We start from the raw sequence: 15366 nt of genomic DNA on the forward strand, positions 1-15366 counted from the left end.
TGCAAAAAAGAACGGCAATTGCCTTCAGGGTATACACCTTCCACAACGATGATCGGCTTGAAATACCTCTTTCGGGGTATATACCGCCAATGACCGCTTTGAATAGGCTGCTGGTCAGACGGTGAGAAGCGGGGCAGCATGAAACTGCCCGGCATTCTGAAAAACAACCGCGGGGAATTGAGACGTGACAGCCGCTCCAGCGAACGATATCGAGTTCCGTTCGGTCACCAAGCGCTATGGCAGCGTGACCGCCGTATCGGACATCAATCTGGCCGTGCCCAAGGGTGCGTTCGTGGCGCTGCTTGGGCCTTCCGGCTGCGGCAAGACCACGTGTCTCAGGATGATCGGCGGCTTCGAGCAGCCGAGCGAAGGCACAGTGCTGATCGATGGCCGCGAGATGAACGGCGTCCCGCCCTATCGCCGCCCCGTCAACATGGTCTTCCAGCATTATGCGCTCTTCCCGCATTTCGACGTCGAGCAGAACGTCGCCTACGGACTGAAACAGGCCCGGCCGAAACTGGCCGCGGCCGAGATTTCCGCCCGTGCACGTGAGGCGCTGGAGATGGTGCGGCTAGGCGGCTTCGAAAAGCGCCGCATCCATGAAATGTCCGGCGGCCAGCAGCAGCGCGTGGCGCTCGCCCGCGCCATTGTCAACAAGCCCTCGGTGCTGCTTCTCGATGAACCATTGGCAGCCCTCGACAAGAAATTGCGCACGGCCATGCAGATCGAACTGCAGACGCTGCAGCGCGAACTCGGCATCACCTTCGTCCTCGTCACCCACGATCAGGAAGAGGCGCTGTCGATGAGCGACATGGTCTGCGTCATGAATGCCGGCCGGATCGTCCAGATGGCCAGGCCCCGGGAAATCTACGACCGGCCCGCCGATCTCTTCGTCGCCGATTTTGTCGGCAAGACCAACCGGATTGCAGCAACGGTCGAGGCTGATGGATCGACGTTGCGCTTGTCGAACGGAATGGCGCTGGCGGCAAACGCCAAGGCAGGCCTCAAGCCCGGCGCAGCGACGGTCGCATTGCGGCCAGAAGCGATCGACCTTGTTCGGCAATCAGGCGGCGGCGGCAGTGAACTGGCCGGCACCGTCACCCACCGCATCTTCCTCGGCTCCACGGCCGAATACCAGATCAACGTCGACGGCCTTGGCGATTTCCTCGTCACCGCCGACCGACGCAGCGTGCAGGAAAGCGACCTCGTCGAACCGGGCGAACGGGTCGTACTCACCTTCGACCCCGGCAAAGTGCATGTTTTTCCGGCCTGAGGAACGGCCGTACGCGTCAAGACAAAAAAGGGAACGAAGTCATGACAAAGTGGTACAGAGAAAATGCCCCGATCACTGCCGAAAACCTCACCGACGAATGGATGCGCCTGAAGCGCGGCTCGGTCACCCGCCGCCACTTTTTGGGCGTTACCGGCCTCGGTCTGGCCGCCGCCGTGCTCGCTCGCCAGCCGGGCCTGTTCAATTCCGCAGCCTATGCCGGAGACCTCGGCACGACCATGTCGCTCGCCACCTGGCCGAACTATCACGATCCGGCAACCTTCGAGGCCTTCACGGCTGCGACCGGCGTTGCCGTCGAAGTCAACGTCTTCGGCTCGAACGAGGAGATGCTGGCCAAGCTCCAGGCCGGCGGCACCGGCTGGGACCTGTTCGTTCCGACCAACTACACGATCTCCACCTATGTGAAGCTCGGCCTCATCGACCCACTCGACATGAGCAAGCTGCCGGCGTTCTCGCAGGCAACGGAATCGGCGCGCTTCACCTCGGAAGGCGCGATCGACGGCACGACCTATGCCCTGCCGAAGAACTGGGGCACAACCGGCATGGCCGTCAACACCGCCAAGATCAAGACGAAGCTGACCTCCTGGAAGGACTTCTTCGAGGTCGCCATGACCGAGGCCGACGGCCGCGCCATGGTCCACGACTACCAGCTGACCACCATCGGCAACGCGCTGGTCTCGCTCGGCTATTCGTTCAACTCGATCAAGCCGGAAGAACTGGCCAAGGCCGAGGAACTGCTGATCAAGGTCAAACCGCATCTCTACGGCATCAACAGCGACTACCAGCCGGGCATGCGCGCAACAGACGCATGGATGACCATGTGCTGGACCAATGACGGCGCCCAGCTCAACCGCGACATGCCTGAGATCGCCTATATCCTCGGCACCGACGGCGGCGAGATCTGGACCGATTTCTACGCCATCCCGAAGAGCGCCGCCAACAAGCCGGCCGGCTATGCGCTGCTCGACTACCTGATGACACCGGAAAACGCCGTCAAGGAACATATCGCCAACGGCGCACCGACGACGGACAGCCGCGTGCTTGCCCTACTGCCGGCCGACGTGACCTCGAACAAGATCGTCTATCCGGACGAGGCATCGCTGACCAAGCTGGAATTCGGCGCTGCGGTGACGCTGACGGACCCGGCGCGCGCGGAACTGATGGCGCGGTTCAAGTCGGCTTGAGGGTACTGTTTAATCTCCTCCCTTGTGGGGGAGATGTCACGTAGTGACAGAGGGGGTAAGCGAGCCACAAGCACGAGGCAAGTTACCCCCCTCTGTCGGCAAAGCCGACATCTCCCCCACAAGGGGGGAGATCAAACCCAATCCTTGTTGCCCACCCACACACCAACAGGACAACCCGTACATGCCCCTCACCCCGGACAGAAAACGACAGTTGGTCACGGCCGCGCTTGTGGCGCCCGCCGGCCTCTGGCTGTTCGTCTTCCTCGTCCTGCCGTTCATGGCCATGGTGGTCTTCTCCTTCGGCGAACGCGCGCCGGAAGGCGGCTATCAGGCGGCCTTCACCTTTGCCCAGTTCGCCAATCTTCCCTCGCGCGCGGCCGCCTTCTGGAACACCATGATGATCGCGCCCGTCGGCGCCTTCCTCTGCCTGATCGTCGCCTATCCAGTCGCCTACTATTTGGCGATCAAATCCAATCCGAAATACCGGCTGGTACTCGTCTCGCTGGTCGTCGTGCCTTTCTGGACCAGCCTGCTGGTGCGCACCTATGCCTGGATGTACATCCTCGGCTCGCGCGGCATCCCCAATCTGCTGGGCATGATCGGCATCGAGGACGTGCGGTTGCTCAACACGCCCGGCGCCGTGCTGCTCGGCATCGTCTATGGCTACCTGCCGCTGATGATCATGCCGATCTATGTCAGCCTCGAAAAGCTCGACCGCCGCCTGCTCGAAGCCTCCGCCGACCTTGGCGCCAAGCCGGTCTCGACCTTCTTCGGCATCACCCTGCCCCTGTCGCTTCCGGGTGTGATGACCGGCGTCGCGCTCGTCACAATTCTGCTGCTCGGCGAATACCTGATCCCGCAGCTGCTTGGCGGCGGCAAGGTGTTCTTCATCGGCAATGCGCTGGTCGATCTCTTCCTGCAATCGCGCAACTGGCCGTTCGGCTCGGCGATCGCCGTAACGCTGGTGGTGGTCGTCGTCATCGTGCTCAGCGTTGCCATGCGCGTCGCCTGGAAGGTCTCCGGCTCAAGACAGGTGGATCTCGTCTGATGCGCGCGCTCGTCACCTTCGTTTATCTGTTTCTCTATGCGCCGATCGCGCTGGTCGTGCTGTTCTCGTTCAACGCGGGACGCAGCGCCAGCGAGTTCACCGGTTTTTCGACCATGTGGTACGGCAAGGCGCTCGGAAACACATTCCTGATCACCGCCCTGCAGAACAGCCTGATGATCGCCTTCACCAGCGCAGTGCTGGCCGCCGTGTTCGGCACGATGGCAGCGCTCGGCATGCAGCGGCTGAGTGCCCGCGGCCGTGCCATCTTCGACGGCCTGTTTGCCGCCGCCATCGTCATCCCCGGCGTCGTCATCGGCATCGCCACGCTGGTGGCGCTGGTCGAAGTGTTCTCCTTCCTCAACCCGGCACTCGCAAGCATCTGGCCCGGCGACAAGCCGCCGCAACTCGGCCTCGGCTACGGCTCGATCATCGCGGCGCACGGCCTGTTTTCGCTGGCGCTGGTCACCATGATCGTCAAGGCCCGCATCGCCAGCCTCGGCCGCGACATCGTCGAAGCCTCCAGCGATCTCTATGCCACGCCGTTCACGACCTTCCGCCAGATCGTCCTGCCACAGATCCTGCCATCAGTGCTGGCAGGCTTCCTGCTCGCCTTCACCTTCTCGTTTGATGACTTCATCGTCGCCTTCTTCGTCGCGGGCTCGAAGACGACGCTACCGATCTATGTCTTCGCCTCAATCCGGCGCGGCGTGACGCCGGAAATCAACGCGATCGCCACCATGGTTCTGGTCGCCTCGCTGTTGATGATCCTGATCGCCCGCGTGCTGATGCGGGACAAGACGACAAAAGCGCATGCCGGGGAGTAGATCATGATCCTGAAAGACCATGTGGCCATCGTCACCGGCGCCGGCTCCGGCATCGGCCAGGCGGGTGCCGCGATCATGGCCCGTGAAGGCGCCCATGTGGCCGTCGCCGACCGCAGCGCCGAAGGTGCCGCGGAAACCGTGGCACTGATCCGCAATGCCGGCGGCACCGCCGAAAGCCTCATTCTCGACGTCACCGACGATATCTCCCTCGAAGCCGGTATCGCTTCGGTGCTCACCCGCCACGGCCGTATCGATATCCTGCACAATCACGCCGGTGCGCAGGTGGCCGGCGATCTCGAGCAGGTGGAGGTGGAAGGTTTCGACCGTTCCTGGAGCCTCAACGTCCGCGCCCATTTCATGGCCGCCCGCTTCGTCATGCCGACGATGAGGGCGCAAGGGCGCGGCGTCATCCTCAACACCTCCTCCTCCTCCGGCGTACTCTACGACCGCGAGATGATCGCTTACACCACCACCAAACACGCCGTCATCGCCATGACCAGGCAGATGGCCGGCGACTACGCCAAGTTCGGCATCCGCGTCAACGCGCTCTGCCCCGGCTGGGTCGATACGCCCTTCAACAGCCCTTTCATCGCCCAGATGGGCGGGCGCGCAGCGATTGAGGCTTATGTGCGGGAAAAGGTGCCGATGGGCCGATGGGCCAGCGTCGACGAGATCGCGGAATCGATCCTGTTTCTGGTCTCTGACCGGTCATCCTATATGACCGGTCAGATTTTGGTGGTCGATGGCGGGGAAGCCGTCGCCTAAAGCAAGGTGCCGTGCAGAATGACGATCGCCACGCTGAAATAGATCACCAGCCCGGTGACATCGACCAGCGTCGCGACGAACGGCGCCGACGCGCTGGCCGGGTCAAAGCCGATACGCTGCAACAGGAACGGCAACATCGATCCCGTTGCCGAGCCGAAGGTGACGATACCCGTCAATGCGACGCCGACCGTCAGCGCCACCAGCATCCAGTGCGGCCCGTAATCGTAGAAACCGAGCCACTGCCAGGCAACGATCCGCGCGACGCCGATGACGCCGAGAATGGCGCCGAGCGTCAGCCCCGTCGGAATTTCGCGCAGAAGTACACGCCACCAGTCGCGCAGCCGGACCTCGCCGAGCGCCAGCCCGCGAATGATCAGCGAGGTTGCCTGCGAACCGGAATTGCCGCCGGAGCTCATGATCAGCGGAATGAACAGCGTTAGGACGATCGCCTTTTCCAGCTCCGTCTCGAAATGCTGCATGGCCGTCGCCGTCAGCATTTCGCCCAGGAAAAGCGCTGCCAGCCAGCCGCCGCGCTTGCGGATCATGCCGGCAAAGCTGATCTTCATATAGGGCTTGCCAAGCGCCTCCATGCCGCCAAAACGATGCACGTCCTCGGTCGTTTCAGCCACCATCGTATCGATGACATCATCGACGGTGACGATGCCGAGCATACGATGCGCGTCATCGACCACCGGCAGTGCCAGAAGGTCGTGCTTGCTGATCAGCTGTGCCACGTCTTCCTGACCGGTCATCGGATCCACCGTCACCGGCGCGCTCTTGTGGGCGACGGAGAGAATCGGCGCATCCGGTTCGCCGGTGATCAGCCGCCGCAGGGTGACGAGGCCGACCAGCGCCTGGCTGTCGGGATCGAGCACATAGATGGCATAGACCGTTTCGCGCGAGCGTTCGACACGGCGGACGTGATCCAGCGTTTCCGCCACGGTCCAGCCGGAGGAGACGCTGACGAACTCCGTCGTCATGATGCTGCCCGCCGTCTTCGGCGGATAGCCCATCAGCGTCTGGACCGCCAGCCGCGCATCGGCATCCAGCGCGCCGAGAACAAGCATGCGCCGGTCCTCCGCCATTTCGTGGAGAATGTCGGCGACGCGGTCGTTGGAGGCGGCGTTCAGAAGCCGGCCGGCGATCTCGACCGGCATGCGGCCGACAATGGCTGCGGCATGGTGCAGTTCCGGCCGGTCCAGAATGGCGACAGCCTGTTCCTGCGGCAAGCCCGCAAGCGCACGTGCCGCATCCGCGGCCTTCAGCAGATTGAACTGCTCGACGCGTTCCGCGACAGTCAGGATGGGATCGTGAACGTCGGACTTGCGGCCGACCCAGTTGGAAAAAAACTTGGTGTTCATTGACTTGCCTTCCCGCCGTCGACGGCGGATCGTGGCAGGTCAATCCAGCGGATCACCCCACGAAGGCCGCAGACGGCACTTGCAATCGACTGTTACTGTCGCTTGGCATTGGGTTGATGACTCCGGTTGATTGTTGCAGTGCAAAACATATTGCCCTGCAAGGCGGAAATGATCCCGCCGAAAGCAAATGTCAAGAGGGTCGCAATCGGCGAAATCGATTGTGGACAATGTTTAATCGTTGATCGGATTTAGGGGGCTGCAGGCTGTTGAAGGCGATCAGTCCGGCACGCGTTTTTGAACGTCTTGAGAAGTGCCGTAAACGTGCCGTTGCTGCTTTCGATTATGGTTGCGCCATCCTGCCGGATGGCGTTTTCGTCGTCATGCTTCGCGCTCGGATTGGATTCCGGCAGGCGGCGTTTTATCGCCCATCGAGAAGCGCACTGAAGGTTTTGAGATCGACATTTCCGCCGCTGAGAACGATGCCCACCCGCTTGCCCTGGCAGGCGATGGTTCCGTGGAGAACGGCAGCGGCGGCAAGGCAGCCGGTCGGTTCGACGATGATCTTCATCCGCTCGGCAAAAAAGCGCATGGTCTCGATCAGCTGCGCATCACTGACTGTGACGATGTCATCGACATCGCGTTTCAGGATTGGAAAGTTGTGTTGTCCGAGATAGGTGGTCAGTGCGCCATCGGCGATCGATTTTGGAACGGGAATGCGCACGATCTCGCCCTTGAGCAACGATTGCCGGCCATCGTCGCCTGCTTCCGGTTCGACACCGATAATCCTGCACCCGGGCGCTAGCGCCTTCGCACTGAGGGCGCTACCGGCCAGCAGGCCGCCGCCACCCAGCGGCACGACGAGATAGTCGATCTCGCCGACCTCCTCGATCAGTTCCAGCGCTGCGGTGCCTTGGCCCGCAATGACATCGGCGTGATCATAGGGCGGAATGAGCGTCGCCCCTCGCTTGGTGGCAATCTGCTGGCTGATCGCCTCGCGGTCCTCGGTGTAGCGGTCGTAAAAGACAACCTCGGCGCCATACCCCCTTGTCGCAGCCACCTTCATCGCCGGCGTATCCTGCGGCATGATGATGACTGCCGAGATACCGAAGAGCTTGGCGGCATAGGCCAGCGCCTGCGCGTGGTTGCCGGACGAGAAGGCAACGACACCGTTGCGCCGGACCGCCGGTTCCAGCGCGGCGATCGAATTGTAGGCGCCACGAAACTTGAAGGCTCCGCCCCGCTGCAGGTTTTCCGCCTTGAAGAACAGGCTGGCACCCGCCATCGCATCGGCCGTGCGCGATGTCAGGACGGGCGTGACATGTGCCATTCCGGAAATGCGTTCACGCCCGGCCTTGACGTCGTCGAATGTCGGCAAACGCAGGGCGGGTGTTACATTGGAAATCGTTGTCAATCTGGCCTCCGAAATCGTGCCGTTGTCGAAATCACGGAATACCAATTCACGCGGTTGCGACATCCGGCGCAAGAGAACAATTGTCACCGTCACGCTTCAATCCAGCGCGATATATCCAATCCCCTTCTTCTCGATCTCGTCCAGCGACTCCTCATAACCAGCATCCGCATAGCGGATGACCCCGAGCGATGTGTCGTTGGTCAGCGCGTGGCCGAGCCGTTCCGCCCCGCCCTCCGTACCATCAGCGACCACCGTCACACCGCAGCTGGTCATGTAGCCCGCATAGCCTCCGCCGCCGGAATGCACGACGACGAGGTCGGCCATCGACGAGCAGAGCAGCATCGCATCGAGCAGCGGCCAGTCGGCGATGGCATCGGAGCCATCCTTCATCCGCTCGGTCATGATGTTGGGATGCGCCATGGCACCGGCGTCGAGATGATCACGGGAAAAGGCGATCGGACCTTTCAACTCACCGGAGGCGACGAGCGCGTTGACGGCGACGGCAAGTTCCGTCCGTTCGCCATGCCCGAGCCAGGCGATACGGGCGGGCAGGCCTTCGAAGGGCACGTTTTCCCGCGCCAGCCTGATCCAGTTGGTGACGATCTTGTTGTCGGGAAACATTTCGAGCAGCAGGTCGTCGATACGGGCGATGTCGCTCTCCTCGCCCGACAGCGCCATCCAGCGGAAGGGCCCGATGGCCCGGGCAAACAGCGGCCGCAGATAGGCTTCGGTAAAGATGCGGATATCGAAGGCGTTCGTGACGCCGCCCTCGCGCGCCTGGGTGCGGATCAGGTTGCCGTTATCGAATACCTCAGCACCTTTCGCCTGAAACTCCAGCATGGCCCTCACATGATCGACGATCGAGGCGCGGCTGGCGGCCATCAGCTGTCCCTGCCCGTCAACGCGCAGGCGCTTGACCTCCTCGATGCTCATGCCCTTCGGCACATAGCCATAGACCAGATCATGGGCCGAGGTCTGGTCGGTGACGATATCCGGCACGATGCCACGTCTGGCGATTTCCGGGTAAAGCGCCGCCGCGTTGCCGACGAGACCGATCGAGGTGGCACGCTTTTCCTTGACTGCCTCGTTGATCATGGCAAGCGCGGTGTCGAGGTCCGGCGCCACATGTTCGAGATAGCCGATGTCCCGGCGCTTTTCGGCCCGGACGGGGTCGATATCGATGCAGAGGATCGCTGCCCCCGCCATGCGACCGGCCAGCGGCTGTGCGCCGCCCATGCCGCCGAGCCCGGCGGTCAGGATGAAGCGTCCGGCCAGATCGCCGCCAAACCGGTTTTCGGCGATGCGCATGAAGATTTCGTAGGTGCCCTGGATGACGCCCTGGCTGCCGATATATTGCCAGGCGCCGGCGGTCAGCCCGCCCCAGCAGATCAGCCCCTGCCTCTCCAGCTCATAGAACACCTCGGCCTTCGCCCATTGGCCGACGATGTTGCAATTGGCCATGATCACCAGCGGCGCCTTGGCATGGGTCTTCAGGAGCGCGACCGGCTTGCCCGACTGGATCACCAGCGTCTGGTCCTCGTCCATCTCCAGCAACGTCTTGACGATCGCTTTGTGCGACGCCCAGTTGCGCGCCGCCTTGCCGAGCGCGGCATAGACGATCAAATTGTCCGGATCCTCGCCGACCGAGAGCACGTTTTCCAGCAACCGCAGCAACGCCTCCTGCCGCCAGCCTTTCGCGCGAAGCTCGGGGCCACTGGGGATGGGAAAGTTCGGATGACGGGGGTTCGGTTTGGGCATGATGGTCTTTCCCTCAAAATTCTTCAATTTCAAACGGAGCATCTTTGTCACGATCGTTTCCAAAGAAATTCATGCGCTTGAACCTTCCACTGACACAGCCCTTGTCGCGGAACAGTTCGATGAAATAATCCGCGCCGCCCATTCGATGGGTTGAAAAAGGTATGTTCATGTCTCGAAGAGTTTCGCACATGCGGAAAACGCGTTCCTCCTCCAACGATTCAAAGCCGTAGACATCTTTGTAGGTTTCACTCCTTATGAAGCCCATTTGTAGAAACTGGAATGCTTCGGAAAGCGACCCCAACTCAACAAGCACTCGATTGTGTTCGACGATCGTTACATGGGTCGGTTTCATTTGCATCATCCCAACGCGTACTTCGCCAACTCGATCCCCATAGCCTTCTCGACCGACGGATAGACGCTCGGGTCAAGCACGCTCGACGCCAGCGGAATGACGGTCTTCGGCACATGCAGCACGAAGATCGTCATTCCGACCTGCAACTGCCCGACGCTCAGCGGTTCGCCTTCGGGCGACAGCGTGGTGATGACGTCCGGGAAGGTGGCGAGCCGGGTGCCGCCGGCATCCTCGACCGCCATATATTCGTTCATGATGTGGAGTACCGTGGAGTCATCGCCCTTCCCCAGAGTCACCGTGCCGATGTCGAAGGCTTCCTTGGTGTAGAGGACGGACTTGTCGGTGATGACGCCTTCCGCAAGGATCGTGCCGTTGGTGGTTTTGGCGATGGCATCGATGATGGCACCGCCGCCCCTGCCTTCCGCGGCGATGATCGCCTCACCCAGAGTCAAGGCGAGCGTAATGCCGCCGAGCGCGGCATTCTTGCGGACATAGGACGCCCGAAGCGGATTGCGGCAGGACGCAATGAAGCCGCCGGACATGTCGGAGGCGGTGCGCAGGATCGGCGATACTTTCGCGGTCGCGCCGCGCACGACCAGTTCGATATAGCGGTTCTCGTCGCGATTGCCGCCGACCGCCGTCTGGATCATCTGCTCCGGCGAGCCGGCCATGCCGATCGATCCCATGTCGCCGGTCGGATGCGCTCGCATATCGCCGACGGCATCCAGAACCTTGGTGCCAAGGATCGCCGACGGCAGCCAGCCGTTCAGTGTCGAAGATTTACCGTTTTGCCCGACCATCAGCGCCGAGAGCTTTTCGCCCAGCGCCTCCTGCAGCAGTTCCACCGCCTTGACGTAATCGACGCCGCGCATTTCCCAAGGCGTGGTCGAGGCCGGCGCACCGATCGCAGCAGCCGTTGCCACCCAATCATCAGCGTCGAGTTCGTCGATCGAAACCAGCTCCGGCTTGCCGATCGACACGGCGGCATAACCGAGCATACGCCCATGATCCGCCCAGCCGCCGCCGCCGGCGGCATAGACCGAGCCGCCCTTGACCGCCGCCTCGACGTCTTTTTCCGTCAGTATCCGGCCCATCAGCGCTCTCCCTGTAAAGCCGCGTCGAGTTTTTTGACGGCCTCGAACAAAACAGCCGTGCCGAGCGCGATATCGTCGTTTTCAGCCCATTCGTCCGGCGTGTGCGAGCGCCCTTCCCGGCAGGCGATGAAGATCATCGCAGCCTTCGAAATCCGTGCCATCCAGGCGGTGTCATGACCGGCGCCCGACGCCATCCGGCGGCGTTTTGCGCCGACACGGTCGCAGGCCTCTTCGAGATTGCCCATCACGAGGGGATCGGCGGGCGTCGGGAAGTTGTCGGAAATCAGCTTCGGCGACGCGATCGAAACGCCGGTGTCGCGCTGGATATCGACGGCAAGCTGATCGATCTCGCCGATGAAGCGCTCCATGTCGGGCCGCAGTTCCGCGCGGGCATCGATCAGGATGCGTGCGCGAGACGGCACCACATTGGCCGCATTCGGCTCGATCGAGAATTCGCCGACCGTCGCCGTGAAATGCCCCTCGCCCTTCGAAAACGCGAAGCCAAGCCGCTCGACATCGCCGACCATGCGCGCGGCAGCCGTCAGCGCATCGCGCCGCCGCCCCATCGGCGTCGTGCCGGCGTGATCAGCCTGGCCTTCGAACAGGATTTCAATCCGGGTGATGCCGGCAATGGCCGTGACGATGCCGATGTCGCAACGCTCCATTTCGAGTACAGGCCCCTGCTCGATATGCAGTTCCAGAAACGCCTTGATGTCGGATCGTTTCTGCCGTGCCAGCCGCGACGGATCGCCGCCAGCATCGATCATCCCCTGCCGGAGAGTCAGTTCCCCTTGCGTCCGGCTTAGCCAGCCGTCCGGAATCAGTCCGGCCAAGCCACGGCTGCCGATGCAGGAGACGCCGAAGATCGACACCTCCTCGGCCAGGAAGTCGACCACCTCAAGGTCGTGATCGAGTCTTATGCCGGCATCGTTCAGCGCCTGCGCGACTTCAAGCGCAGCGGCAATACCGGCGATGCCGTCGAACCGGCCCCCTTCCGGCACCGTATCCGAATGTGAGCCAAGCATGATCGTCCCAAGCCCCGATTTACGGCCCTTGCGGCGACCGATCAGGTTTCCGGATGCATCAATCCGGGTTTCCAGCCCGGCAGCCTTGAAACGCTGTTCGAGAAAGGCGCGGCCTTCCAGAAACAACGGCGTGAAAGCGCGGCGCGTGTAGGGCCGGTCCGGCTCGGTGATACGGGCGAGCCCCTTGATGATATCGGCGATGCGGCGGGCATCGACCGGGAGATTGGTCTCGACAGCGGCCATCAGACTGCCTCGCGCAGTGGCAGGCTGGGCAACGGCCGGACAAACCGACCAGCACCCGGCGCCGAAAGCACGGCCTTCCCATCGAAAACCAGCCGGCCTCGATTATAGGTGGCGGCCACGCGCCAGGGCAGATGCATGCCGTTGTAGGGCGACCAGCCGACGACATTGTTGCCGCTTGCCGCCGCGTCATAGGTGTAGGGCTCCGGCGTCAGCACCGCGATGTCGGCATCCTTGCCGATTTCGAGCGCACCCTTCTGGTGATCAAGCCGGAAATGGCGAGCCGGATTGAGCGCCACCAGCTCGGCCGCGCGGGTCAGCGGAATGCCGCGTTCCAGCGCGCCCTTGACGAACAGCGGCACCATGACTTCCAGCCCCGGTACGCCAGAGGCATTGGCCAGCATATCCGGATTGGTCTTGCGGTTTTCCGACCAGCTGACGTGATCGGTCGAAACCAGCGTCACAGTGCCGTCAGCGACATGCCGCCAGAGCTTTTCCACCTCGGCACGCGGGCGGATCGGCGGATTGATCTTCGCCTTGCCGCCGAGCCGCTTCACGTCGTTCTCCTCGTCGAGGACGAGATAATGGATGCAGCACTCGATGGTGGCGCGATATCCCTGCGCCCGATAGGCGCTCGCAATCTCATAGCCGCGCCCGACGGAGCAATGCACCACATGGGCCGGGCAACCCGTTGCAGCACCCGTCTCGTAGATCTGGTTGGTGGCCAGCAGTTCCGTCAGCGGCGGACGCGAAAGCCCATGAGCGCGGTAGTCGGTGATGCCGGCGGCCTTGACCTTGTCGATCGCAGCCCGCACCGCCTCGTCATCCTCGTTGTGAACACCCGCCGTCAACCCCGTCGGGGCGATGGCGGCAAAGCAGTCTTCCAGCAAAGCTGCCGGAATGCGCGGAAAACGTTTCGGATCGGTGCCGAAGGTCGAGAACTTGAAGGCGGCGACACCCGCCTCGACCATCTCCAAAATGCGCACCGGGCCGTCTTCCGGATCGATCGTGCCATAGAGCGCGAAATCGACGCGGGCCTGCGCGCCGGCATGATCGATCTTGCGCTGTACGGCCTCGGCCGAACACACGAGATCGCCCTCGTCATAGGGCATGTCGACAATCGTCGTGACGCCACCGGCAGCGGCCGAGCGCGTCGACCAGACGAAATCCTCCTGGTCCTTCTGGGAAAGCGAATGCACCTGCGCATCGATGGCGCCGGGCAAAATGAGTGCCTGCCCGAGATCGTGGCGTTCACGCGCGGCCGGCATGGCGCCCTGCCCGACGAAGGCGATCTTGCCGTCGCGCACCGCCACGAGCCCGCCTTCGACGAGACGATCGGGCAGAACCACAGTGCCTTTCAGGACCAGATCGAAATCAGACATCGCAGTTCCCCCTAATTGCCGAGCGCGAAAAAATCGTCGAATTCCGGCATCGGCGCCGCCGCAACGATGGCCCGCAGCAAATCCTCGGACGCAAATGCGACATGCAGCGCCTCGATCTCCCTGGAGAGTGGCCGATCCTTCATGTACATCGGGCTCAGCGCCCGGACGCGATCATAGGCGATGCGCGTGACCCCTTGCGACGTATCGCCGAGAAGGTCGATCGCCTGGGCCGACAGCAGAGCCTCGATCGCCGCCATCTGTCTGAGGTCGCGCACCTGCGTTTCCATGCGCTCGACGATCAGCGGCAGAAAGGTCGCCTCCTCCTCAAGCCCGCCGGCAACGACGATCGACTGCGCCGACAAGGGAACGGCCAGCGACTGGACGCGCATGTAGAGTTCGACGACCAGCTTCATCAACGGGCCGAGACCGCTGGCGATTTCGCCGGGTGCCACCAGATTGATCGGCAGGTTTCGCCGCACACCATTGGACAGCAGAATGCAGCGGTTGAGCATGTTGCGCGCCACGTGGGAAAAGGCGATCTGCGCCGTCTCGATATAGAGCGTCGTCGTCAGCGGCAGCGACGCGCCGGAGGCATGAACCTGCCCGCCGAGCACCACCGGATTGTCGTCGGACAGATAGGTCGCGTCGACCAGCCGTTCGGCGGCCACAAGGAGTGTATCGACGGCTGCACCGAAAACCTGGGCGGTCATGCGCAGGCTCAAGGGATCGTGGATCGCCGTCGGCAGCGGCCAATCGACACAATCGGACTGACCGTAAAGCCAGGACCCGACGAGCGCCTCGCCGCGCGTTCCCAGTGCCGCGGCAACCCGCCATGGATCGGCCGAGGCGCCGAGCGCCAGGGACGACATCAGGCCGGTTGCCATCGAAACGCGGACGGCGGAGGCCGCCTCGCGCAGAACGTCGGTTGCCGCGGCGAAAGCCGTCGCATTGACGCTGAGCGCCGCCAGCGCATCGCGCGGCAGCATCACGAAAGGCTGAAGCCCGGCGCGGCGCAAGGCTTCCTCCGCAGCAAGCAGTTCGCCACCGAAAAAGGCCTCGCCGATCCCGGTCAGTACGGAGGCCACCTGCCCCATCAGGCCGATATCGGCGCAGCCGATCGAGCCATGGCGATGGACGGCCGGCACGACGCCGCACTCCAGAAGGCCAAGGAAAGCCTTGACGAGATCGACGCTGCAGCCGGTATGACCGCCGAGCGCGGTGTTGATGCGAATGGCAATGGCCTTGCGCACGATCGCCTGTGAAAATAGCGGTCCCGTGCCGAAGTGATGCGCCCTCACCAGCGCGGTGTTGAATTCCGAGAGGTCATCGATCGTCCACAGGCGGTCTTTCATCGATCCGACGCCGGTGTTGGCGCCATAAACCGGCAGGCCCATGGCGATACGATCGGCAATGACTTTGTGCGCGGCATCGACGCGCTCGAACGATTGCTCGGCCACGACAGGAACGAAAAAGCCGGAACCAATCTTCTCCAGCGCCGCGAAGTCGAGCGGGTTACCGTTGAGCAGGATGGTTTTCACCGATGCGTGCATGCTTTGACTCACGTTGTTGCCCGGTATGCTATGCCCAATTCCCCCGGTTGTGATATATCCCAATAACGAAACATGAGATGC

Annotated in this window: 13 protein-coding genes; 5 read left to right on the top strand and 8 right to left on the bottom strand. The window is 62.7% G+C overall.

Annotated features, from left to right (window positions below; translation table 11 throughout):
* Positions 1-184: 184 nt before the first annotated feature.
* The 5 genes from J2Z75_RS04820 to J2Z75_RS04840 all read left to right on the top strand — a co-directional run bounded on the left by J2Z75_RS04820 (position 185) and on the right by J2Z75_RS04840 (position 5112).
* On the top strand, positions 185-1273 hold the full coding sequence (locus tag J2Z75_RS04820) for an ABC transporter ATP-binding protein (protein WP_209848389.1): 1089 nt from the start codon (positions 185-187) through the stop codon (positions 1271-1273).
* A gap of 41 nt (positions 1274-1314) precedes the next feature.
* Positions 1315-2475, top strand: coding sequence for a polyamine ABC transporter substrate-binding protein (locus J2Z75_RS04825; protein ID WP_209848392.1), 1161 nt, complete (start codon positions 1315-1317; stop codon positions 2473-2475).
* A 181-nt stretch (positions 2476-2656) separates the two neighbouring features.
* Positions 2657-3523 (top strand): ABC transporter permease, encoded by an 867-nt coding sequence (locus tag J2Z75_RS04830; protein WP_209848395.1) that lies wholly within the window; start codon positions 2657-2659, stop codon positions 3521-3523.
* Positions 3523-4347, top strand: coding sequence for an ABC transporter permease (locus J2Z75_RS04835; protein WP_209848397.1), 825 nt, complete (start codon positions 3523-3525; stop codon positions 4345-4347). The genes J2Z75_RS04830 and J2Z75_RS04835 overlap by 1 nt, the downstream gene beginning before the upstream one ends.
* Before the next feature lie 3 nt (positions 4348-4350).
* Entirely contained in the window at positions 4351-5112 is a 762-nt protein-coding gene (locus J2Z75_RS04840; RefSeq protein ID WP_209848399.1) for an SDR family NAD(P)-dependent oxidoreductase, read from the top strand.
* On the opposite strand, the gene mgtE is transcribed toward J2Z75_RS04840, so the two are convergent.
* The 8 genes from mgtE to J2Z75_RS04880 all read right to left on the bottom strand — a co-directional run bounded on the left by mgtE (position 5109) and on the right by J2Z75_RS04880 (position 15285).
* Positions 5109-6473 (bottom strand): magnesium transporter, encoded by a 1365-nt coding sequence (gene mgtE / locus J2Z75_RS04845; RefSeq protein ID WP_209848400.1) that lies wholly within the window; start codon positions 6471-6473, stop codon positions 5109-5111. The genes J2Z75_RS04840 and mgtE overlap by 4 nt on opposite strands.
* A gap of 418 nt (positions 6474-6891) precedes the next feature.
* A complete protein-coding gene (locus J2Z75_RS04850) occupies positions 6892-7977 on the bottom strand; it encodes a threo-3-hydroxy-L-aspartate ammonia-lyase (RefSeq protein ID WP_327791205.1) in 1086 nt (361 codons plus the stop codon).
* Positions 7978-7980: 3 nt separating this feature from the next.
* Entirely contained in the window at positions 7981-9642 is a 1662-nt protein-coding gene (locus J2Z75_RS04855) for a urocanate hydratase (RefSeq protein WP_209848402.1), read from the bottom strand.
* A 13-nt stretch (positions 9643-9655) separates the two neighbouring features.
* Positions 9656-9994: a hypothetical protein gene (locus tag J2Z75_RS04860; protein WP_234937119.1), complete on the bottom strand. Its 339-nt coding sequence runs from the start codon at positions 9992-9994 to the stop codon at positions 9656-9658.
* Between the two features lie 5 nt (positions 9995-9999).
* Positions 10000-11088, bottom strand: a complete 1089-nt coding sequence (locus J2Z75_RS04865) for a DUF917 domain-containing protein (protein WP_209848404.1) — start codon at positions 11086-11088, stop codon at positions 10000-10002.
* Positions 11088-12356, bottom strand: a complete 1269-nt coding sequence (locus J2Z75_RS04870; RefSeq protein ID WP_209848406.1) for a Zn-dependent hydrolase — start codon at positions 12354-12356, stop codon at positions 11088-11090. The genes J2Z75_RS04865 and J2Z75_RS04870 overlap by 1 nt, the downstream gene beginning before the upstream one ends.
* Positions 12356-13735 carry a dihydroorotase gene (locus J2Z75_RS04875; RefSeq protein WP_209848409.1) on the bottom strand — a complete coding sequence of 460 codons (1380 nt, stop codon included), beginning with the start codon at positions 13733-13735 and terminating at the stop codon, positions 12356-12358. The genes J2Z75_RS04870 and J2Z75_RS04875 overlap by 1 nt, the downstream gene beginning before the upstream one ends.
* An 11-nt stretch (positions 13736-13746) precedes the next feature.
* Positions 13747-15285, bottom strand: a complete 1539-nt coding sequence (locus tag J2Z75_RS04880; protein ID WP_209848411.1) for an aromatic amino acid lyase — start codon at positions 15283-15285, stop codon at positions 13747-13749.
* Between the last annotated feature and the right edge of the window lie 81 nt (positions 15286-15366).

It is taken from the genome of Rhizobium herbae (genome assembly GCF_017873135.1).
In the GTDB taxonomy this organism is placed as follows: domain Bacteria; phylum Pseudomonadota; class Alphaproteobacteria; order Rhizobiales; family Rhizobiaceae; genus Pararhizobium; species Pararhizobium herbae.

Bases quoted from the DNA above. Each gene is read 5' to 3' on its own strand.
- J2Z75_RS04865 (WP_209848404.1), bottom strand. From the start codon at position 11,088: ATGGGCCGGATACTGACGGAAAAAGACGTCGAGGCGGCGGTCAAGGGC.
- J2Z75_RS04825 (WP_209848392.1), top strand. From the start codon at position 1,315: ATGACAAAGTGGTACAGAGAAAATGCCCCGATCACTGCCGAAAACCTC.
- J2Z75_RS04880 (WP_209848411.1), bottom strand. From the start codon at position 15,285: ATGCACGCATCGGTGAAAACCATCCTGCTCAACGGTAACCCGCTCGAC.
- mgtE (WP_209848400.1), bottom strand. From the start codon at position 6,473: ATGAACACCAAGTTTTTTTCCAACTGGGTCGGCCGCAAGTCCGACGTT.
- J2Z75_RS04875 (WP_209848409.1), bottom strand. From the start codon at position 13,735: ATGTCTGATTTCGATCTGGTCCTGAAAGGCACTGTGGTTCTGCCCGAT.
- J2Z75_RS04855 (WP_209848402.1), bottom strand. From the start codon at position 9,642: ATGCCCAAACCGAACCCCCGTCATCCGAACTTTCCCATCCCCAGTGGC.
- J2Z75_RS04870 (WP_209848406.1), bottom strand. From the start codon at position 12,356: ATGGCCGCTGTCGAGACCAATCTCCCGGTCGATGCCCGCCGCATCGCC.
- J2Z75_RS04840 (WP_209848399.1), top strand. From the start codon at position 4,351: ATGATCCTGAAAGACCATGTGGCCATCGTCACCGGCGCCGGCTCCGGC.
- J2Z75_RS04835 (WP_209848397.1), top strand. From the start codon at position 3,523: ATGCGCGCGCTCGTCACCTTCGTTTATCTGTTTCTCTATGCGCCGATC.
- J2Z75_RS04830 (WP_209848395.1), top strand. From the start codon at position 2,657: ATGCCCCTCACCCCGGACAGAAAACGACAGTTGGTCACGGCCGCGCTT.
- J2Z75_RS04860 (WP_234937119.1), bottom strand. From the start codon at position 9,994: ATGAAACCGACCCATGTAACGATCGTCGAACACAATCGAGTGCTTGTT.